5 protein-coding genes are annotated in these 3,038 nt (G+C 40.1%); 3 read left to right on the forward strand and 2 right to left on the reverse strand.

Annotated elements, in window-relative coordinates; genetic code table 11:
• Positions 1-45: 45 nt before the first annotated feature.
• Positions 46-465 carry an MlaA family lipoprotein gene (locus E1160_RS00330; protein WP_218048610.1) on the forward strand — a complete coding sequence of 140 codons (420 nt, stop codon included), beginning with the start codon at positions 46-48 and terminating at the stop codon, positions 463-465.
• On the forward strand, positions 425-880 hold the full coding sequence (locus E1160_RS00335; RefSeq protein WP_218048611.1) for an MlaA family lipoprotein: 456 nt from the start codon (positions 425-427) through the stop codon (positions 878-880). Before E1160_RS00330 ends, E1160_RS00335 begins: the two co-directional genes overlap by 41 nt.
• Before the next feature lie 10 nt (positions 881-890).
• Here E1160_RS00335 and E1160_RS00340 read toward each other — a convergent pair whose 3' ends face one another.
• Positions 891-1,850 carry a helix-turn-helix domain-containing protein gene (locus E1160_RS00340; RefSeq protein ID WP_155153005.1) on the reverse strand — a complete coding sequence of 320 codons (960 nt, stop codon included), beginning with the start codon at positions 1,848-1,850 and terminating at the stop codon, positions 891-893.
• A gap of 105 nt (positions 1,851-1,955) precedes the next feature.
• On the opposite strand from E1160_RS00340, the gene E1160_RS00345 reads away from it, so the two are divergent.
• Positions 1,956-2,351, forward strand: coding sequence for a rhodanese-like domain-containing protein (locus E1160_RS00345; RefSeq protein WP_155153006.1), 396 nt, complete (start codon positions 1,956-1,958; stop codon positions 2,349-2,351).
• Positions 2,352-2,368: 17 nt separating this feature from the next.
• Here the strand turns inward: E1160_RS00345 and E1160_RS00350 are convergent, their stop codons facing one another.
• The gene (locus E1160_RS00350; RefSeq protein WP_155153007.1) at positions 2,369-2,935 is read right to left on the reverse strand and encodes a TIGR02444 family protein; all 567 of its coding nucleotides are present in this window, start codon (positions 2,933-2,935) and stop codon (positions 2,369-2,371) included.
• Between the last annotated feature and the right edge of the window lie 103 nt (positions 2,936-3,038).

Raw genomic sequence — 3,038 nt, forward strand, 5'->3', positions numbered from 1 at the left:
ACCGTTAAAAGGGGATTCTGAATACTAAGCCTAATGGATCGAAAAATGGCACTTATTAAATTGAAAAATAAGCTATTTCAGCTTTTTGGTATCGTTGTTCTCTCAGCGGTTTTGGTTGGTTGTGCTACACCTCCATCTGACCCTGAAGAGCGTGCTCGTTATGAGGAAATCAACGACCCATTGGAACCAATGAATCGAGTGATTTTCGATTTCAACTTATTCATTGACGATGTATTCTTGGGTCCTGTGGCAAAAGGTTATGTTGCTGTCGTGCCAGAATTTATCCGTAACGGCATTTCCAATCTATTGGATTATTTACGTTTACCAATGACTTTCATTGCGCAAATCCTCCAAGGCGAATTTGAATATGCAGGCGACACAACAGGGCGCTTCTTGTTAAATACCATTACGCTTGGTTTTAATGATGCTGCTACCGAAGCTGGTATCCCCGAATCGTTCCGCTGATCTTGGACAAACATTTGCGAAATGGGGCGTGCCAGAAGGACCTTATGTTGTTGTTCCTTTCTTAGGTTCGTATAATGCACGTCATGCAACTGGTGACGCACTTGAATATTTTGCTGTGAACCCGGTTACCCAATGGGAACAAATGGATGGCCATGAAAAATGGGGTTATATCCATATGGGCCTTTTCATCCTTGACTTCCGTGCAGCAAATATTGAGCGTTTTGATACACTAAAAGAGTCCTCATTAGATTTATACGCGACCATGCGTAGTGCTTATCGCCAAACACGTAAGAAAATGGCGAATGACAGCTATAGCCCCGATGATGTTGGTAAGATTGCACCAGCTAAAGGCCTTCCTAATGCTGATGAAGGTTCTAATGAATTCAAAGAACTCAATGATCCAATAGCAGAATAAGTCACCAAACTTATTCTTTTCTATGAAATTCTTGTCGATAACGGGTGGGACTAACTCCCACCTTTTGTCGAAAATGATGACGCAATGTTTCGGGTGTTACTAAACCAGAGGCCTCTGCTATTTCTGCTATAGATAACTCCGTTACTTCCAATAGCTCCTTGGCGCGTTCAATACGCTCAGATGTCAACCAGCTATGTGGCTTTTCGCCAATAGTCTCTTTAAACCGGCGCAGCAAAGTACGTTTCGATAGTCCTGCTCTATCAGCCATAGTTTCAACGGTCCATTCTTGATTAAGCTTCAAACGTATTTCATCAAGGAGTGATGAAATATGTCCTCCCCTTTCTTTTGGAATAGGGCGTGGGATAAATTGCGCCTGTCCACCTTCACGATGCGCAGGTAAAACCAATCGTCTCGCAACAATATTTGCTTTTTCATGACCAAAGTCCTGTCTCACTAAATGTAAACAAAGGTCTATGCCCGCAGCAGAGCCCGCCGAGGTTAAAAATTGCCCTTCATCAACATACAAAACATTGGGATTTACATTTACTGAGGGATATAATTTCTGAAGTTTATCTGTATATCGCCAGTGTGTTGTCGCTGATTTCCCGTTAAGAAAACCTAATTCAGCTAATAGAAACACACCTGAACAAATAGATGCGAAACGACAGCCATTATCAGCCGCCTCAATAAGCAATTGCTTTATCTCTTTCGAAACTGTCGGAGCCTCACTAGACCATCCGGGAATAAGGATCAACGAAGCTTGCTTAAGAGCATCCAAGTTATATTCAGCCTTAAGTACCAGACCTCCTATCGCTTTTTGAACATCATCATTCGTGGCAATTATTTTAAAATCATACCAATGATTAAACTCAGGCCGAGACAAGCCGAAAACTTCTGTTGCTATTCCTAGCTCAAATAGATGCACATTCTCACTAAGTAGAACGCATACGAGTGAATTTGTTTCTTTCATTTCAAGATTGTCACTTTATTAACGACAAATGTCAATTACGCCAATTTATGAAAAGGAGCAGTTTTTCTAAAATCTCTTAAACCGCCATTAATAAAGGAGAAGAAAATGAAATCTGCAGTTAGCGAAGTTAAAGCAGCTAAATCCGAATTTGCTTTAAATTACTTTGAAGAAATGATGTCATATGAAACAGATTGCTGGGATGTTCATGACGCCCTCAACAACGACAAACAAGATTTTGTATTATTAGATGTACGTGGCCCCGCTCTTTATGAGAAAGGACATATTAACGGTGCATTAAACTTACCACATGGCAAAATCATAGAGCGTAAGATGAAAGAATGGCCTGATGATACTTTATTTGTCGTTTACTGCGCAGGCCCACATTGCAACGGTGCCATGCGTGCAGCCATTCGTCTCGCCAAACTTAACCGTGCCGTAAAAACCATGCCTGGTGGCATAACTGGATGGATTGACGAAGGGTTTGATCTGATTAAAGGGTAAAGTAAATTGAGGAAGTCCTAGGCTTCCTCATTTTCATTCTCAGCTAATTGTAAAGACAGGAAAACTTGCTCTGATATAGTCAGAATACTTTCGAAACTTTCCCGGATTTGTGTGTCTACTTTAATCTGTTGTATTTGCAAATAAGTCAGAAGATTTCGACGCGCCACAGATTTGCGATCCCCTTCGAGAGCATTAACAGCTGTCAGTTTTACAAGCACATTCATAAGCATGTCTTGCTGAATTTTTTCAGCTGCTAATTCTATTGCTTTTATATCTTCACGAAAATCAGCGCTCATCATTTGAGTCACAGCGCCTATATCATTTTTTAAAGTACGACGGATAGTTCTTAATGGTTCAATAGTGGTTTCGCACCAAGCTTTCGCATGGCGAATTAATGTTTCGGTAGATTCATCGGTTAATTTGGCACCAGATAATCCAGTCCAAACAAATAAGAGAATCAGATTCACATCTAACGCATATTCATCTTGTAAAATTAGACAGTTTTGAGCCAGTTGATCTTTGCCATATGCCTTAAGAGAGAATTCCCATAACGGATTTCCTTGTTTTTCGTCTTTATTTTGCATAATAGGCCTTTTACGGATGGTTCTGAATAAAATCTCATGTTAAAATAGAACCTAGATTTCATATCTGATTTTTTAACGAATATAAATAGATATTGGCAAAGAT

The organism is Curvivirga aplysinae (assembly GCF_009711445.1).
Classification (GTDB): Bacteria; Pseudomonadota; Alphaproteobacteria; order UBA8366; family Aestuariispiraceae; genus Curvivirga; species Curvivirga aplysinae.